Origin of the sequence: Halomonas sp. (assembly GCF_014859505.1) — a bacterium.
In the GTDB taxonomy this organism is placed as follows: Bacteria; Pseudomonadota; Gammaproteobacteria; order Pseudomonadales; family Halomonadaceae; genus Halomonas.
Genome location: NZ_JACUUD010000207.1, coordinates 1 through 3,467, shown reverse-complemented (window position 1 = coordinate 3,467; position 3,467 = coordinate 1). Strand labels below are relative to the sequence as shown.

3 protein-coding genes are annotated in these 3,467 nt (G+C 66.1%); all 3 read left to right on the top strand.

Going from position 1 to position 3,467, the window contains the following annotated elements:
- The first annotated feature begins 36 nt into the window (after positions 1-36).
- The 3 genes from hutC (at position 37) to hutG (ending at position 3,331) form a co-directional block, all read left to right on the top strand.
- A complete protein-coding gene (gene hutC / locus IBX53_RS15420) occupies positions 37-753 on the top strand; it encodes a histidine utilization repressor (protein ID WP_290911050.1) in 717 nt (238 codons plus the stop codon).
- Between the two features lie 411 nt (positions 754-1,164).
- Positions 1,165-2,379 (top strand): imidazolonepropionase, encoded by a 1,215-nt coding sequence (hutI, locus tag IBX53_RS15415; RefSeq protein ID WP_290911048.1) that lies wholly within the window; start codon positions 1,165-1,167, stop codon positions 2,377-2,379.
- Positions 2,369-3,331: a formimidoylglutamase gene (gene hutG, locus IBX53_RS15410; RefSeq protein WP_290911045.1), complete on the top strand. Its 963-nt coding sequence runs from the start codon at positions 2,369-2,371 to the stop codon at positions 3,329-3,331. Before hutI ends, hutG begins: the two co-directional genes overlap by 11 nt.
- Positions 3,332-3,467 lie beyond the last annotated feature (136 nt).

The following is a 3,467-nucleotide window of genomic DNA, read 5'->3' as shown; positions in this document are numbered from 1 at the left end:
TTTGTATAGACATTAGTCCTGACCCAAGGATGCCACATGGCCAGCACTCCGCCCCTCTATCAGCAGATACAGCAGCACCTGCTGGACAAGATCCACAGCGGCGAATGGCAATCGAACCATCAGATCCCCCCGGAAGAGCAGCTGGCTCGTGATTTCGGGGTCAGTCGCATGACCGCCAACAAGGCGATCCGCGACCTGGTGCAGAAGGGGTATCTGACGCGCCAACCCGGCCTGGGCACCTTCGTGACCGACCGCAAGGCCGAGTCGTCGCTGGTCGAGGTCTACAACATCGCCGAGGAAGTGCGCTCACGTGGCCATCGCCACAGCAGTGAGGTGTTGGTTCGCGAAGCTATCGAGGCGGATGACGAGGTGGCGCTGCGTCTGGGCGTCAGGCTCGGCAGCCGCGTCTTCCATACCCTGATCATTCACCTCGAGAATGAAGTGCCTATCCAGCTCGAGAGCCGGTTCGTCAATCCGCGCTGGGTGCCGGACTATCTTGAGACCGACTTCACGCGCCACACGCCCAACGAGGTACTGGTGGCCGCCTGCCCCATCACCGATGTGGAGCACATCGTGGAAGCGGTTCTGCCGGACGCCCAGGCGGCAGAGTGGCTGGCCATCGATACAGCGAGCCCCTGCCTGAGCATGATCCGGCGGACCTGGTCCGGCGAACAGCTCATCAGCTACGCGCGCCTTCTCCACCCCGGGAGTCGTTACAAGCTGCGCTCCTCGATGCATCGACAGGTCTCGTGACGCGCGTAGCAGACCATGAAGGCGAGACCGGGAGCGCCCGGTCTCGCCTTTGTCGTTCATGGCGTGGACTCAGCTGATGATGGCCTGGACCAGGTAGCCGGAGGATACCGCCGGTAGCCCTTGATCAGGGGATAGGCATCCTGCCTTCATGTATATACATAAGGCAAGCGAGCATCCCCTCGCCGACTAGTCCGCCATGCTAGACATTAGTCTAAAGAAAATATTCCCAGAGCCCTTTCGGGGATCAATGGATTTTTCATATATAAATGATTTTATTATTTAATTAATGAAAAATTGGCCGTTAGAAGTCTTGCTGCCATGACCTGAGATAGAGGCGTGGGGGGTGACGAGGGAGCTTTTCGACGCTAGCCTATCTGTATATACATTAGGCGCCGAACTCGAGGAGGTCCCATGTCAAACGCGGAAACGCGACGCCTGTGGCGCGATATCAGTGTCTTCGATGGCCTGCGCACCCTGCCGGAGCCCATGGCCGTCATCACCGAAGGAAGCCGCGTTGCCTCCCTGGTGGCGATGTGTGACTTCGATGAGGCCAGCGCTCAGGGCTGCCAGGAGATGCGCCGCGGTGGCGTGATGACGCCCGGGCTGGTGGATTGCCACACCCATCTGGTGTTCGGCGGTTCACGAGCCGATGAGTTCGAGGCGCGCCTGGAAGGCGTCAGCTACGAGGAGATCGCCCGGCGCGGCGGCGGCATCCTGAGTACCGTGACCGCCACCCGTGAGGCCAGCGAGGATGAGCTGCTCGCGCTGGCACGGCCACGGCTCGAGGCGCTGATCGCCGACGGTGTGACCACCGTGGAGATCAAGTCCGGCTACGGCCTGACGGTCGAGGACGAACTCAAGATGCTCCGGGTGGCGCGCCGCCTGGGCGAGGCACTGCCGGTGCGGGTAGTAACGACGCTGCTGGGTGCCCATGCGCTGCCGCCGGAGTTCAAGGACGACAGCGACGGCTATATCGACCTGGTATGTGAGCGGATGATCCCGGCCGCTGCGGCCGAGGGGCTGGCCGATGCCGTCGATGTGTTCTGCGAGAAGATCGCCTTCTCGGTGGCGCAGTGCGAGCGGGTCTTCGAGGCCGCCGAAGCGCATGGCCTGCCGATCAAGGCCCACGCCGAGCAGCTCTCCCACCTGGGCGGCACGGCCATGGCGGCCCGCCACGGGGCGCTTTCCGCCGATCATATCGAGTACCTCGACGACGCCGGCATCGCCGCCCTGCGCGAGGCCGGTAGCGTCGCCGTGATCCTGCCGGGGGCCTTCCACACCCTGCGCGAGACGCAGCTGCCGCCCATCGCGGCACTGCGCGAGGCGGGCGTGCCCATGGCGGTGGCGACCGACGCCAACCCGGGCAGCTCGCCGCTGTTCATGCCCACCCTGATGCTCAACCTGGCCTGCACCCTGTTCCGCCTGACGCCCCAGGAGGCCCTGGCCGGCATGACCGCCCACGGCGCCGCTGCGCTCGGGCTCAAGGGAGAGGGACGGATCCGGGAAGGTGCCACCGCCGACCTGTGCGTCTGGGATGTCGACACCCCGGCCGCACTGGCCTATGCGGTCCAGCCCGGGCGGCTGCGTCAGCGCCTGTTCCAGGGAGAGCTGACCCATGTCGTCTGATCGCTCACTTCATCAGGATTTCGACCGCACCCTCTGGCAGGGGCGCACCGACCCCGAGCCCGACAGCGAGCGCTGGCACCAGAAGGTTCAGCCGCTGACCGAGGGTGCCAGCCCCGGCTGTGCCCTGCTTGGCTTCGCCTGTGATGCCGGCGTGGCGCGCAACCAGGGCCGCGTGGGCGCGGCCGAGGGGCCTGCCGCGCTGCGCCGTGCCCTGGCGCCGCTGGCCTGGCACCGGCAGGGGCCTGCCTATGACGTCGGTGACGTGCGCTGCGAGGGCGACGCCATGGAAGAGGCCCAGCAGGCCCTGGCCGACCGACTCGCTGCGCTGCTGGGCGAGGGGCACCTGCCCATCGTGCTGGGGGGCGGCCATGAGGTGGCCTACGCCAGCTGGTCGGGGCTCGCCCAGCACCTGGCGGCCAATGGTGAGAGGGCGCCGCGCATCGGCATCGTCAATCTGGATGCCCATTTCGATCTGCGTGACCCCCAACACGTGCGCTCCTCCGGCACACCCTTTTCGCAGATCGCCGACGACTGTCTGAAGCGTGGCTGGGCATTCCGCTATGCCTGTCTGGGTGTGAGCCGTGCCGCCAATACGCGAGCGCTGTTCAACCGTGCCGACGAGCTTGGGGTGATGGTGCGCGAGGATCGAGAGATCACCGCTCAGCGCTTGGCCGACATCGAGCAGGATCTGGCGGACTTCCTCCGCGACTGCGACCACCTCTACCTGACCATCGATCTGGACGTGCTGCCTGCCGCGGAGGCCCCCGGCGTCAGCGCCCCGGCCGCCCGTGGCGTGGCGCTCGCCCTGATCGAGCCGCTGATCGAGGCCATTCGAGATAGCGGCAAGCTGCGCCTGGCTGACCTGGCGGAGCTCAACCCCGGCCGTGATATCGACGGCCGCACCGCCAGGGCGGCAGCTCGCCTGGTGCATCTGCTGACCCTGAATGACTGAGAGCCGACGGCTCCACGACCACGACAACCCATCGAGACTTCTGAGGCAACACGCCATGACCCAGCAAGACAAGCGTCACGACCCCGCCCGCCGGGACGCCGGCCGCCGGGACGCCGGCCGCCGGGACGCCGGCCGC

What these genes read in the sequence shown, in the direction of transcription:
- hutI (WP_290911048.1), top strand. Translation starts at nt 1,165, where the DNA reads ATGTCAAACGCGGAAACGCGACGCCTGTGGCGCGATATCAGTGTCTTC.
- hutG (WP_290911045.1), top strand. Translation starts at nt 2,369, where the DNA reads ATGTCGTCTGATCGCTCACTTCATCAGGATTTCGACCGCACCCTCTGG.
- hutC (WP_290911050.1), top strand. Translation starts at nt 37, where the DNA reads ATGGCCAGCACTCCGCCCCTCTATCAGCAGATACAGCAGCACCTGCTG.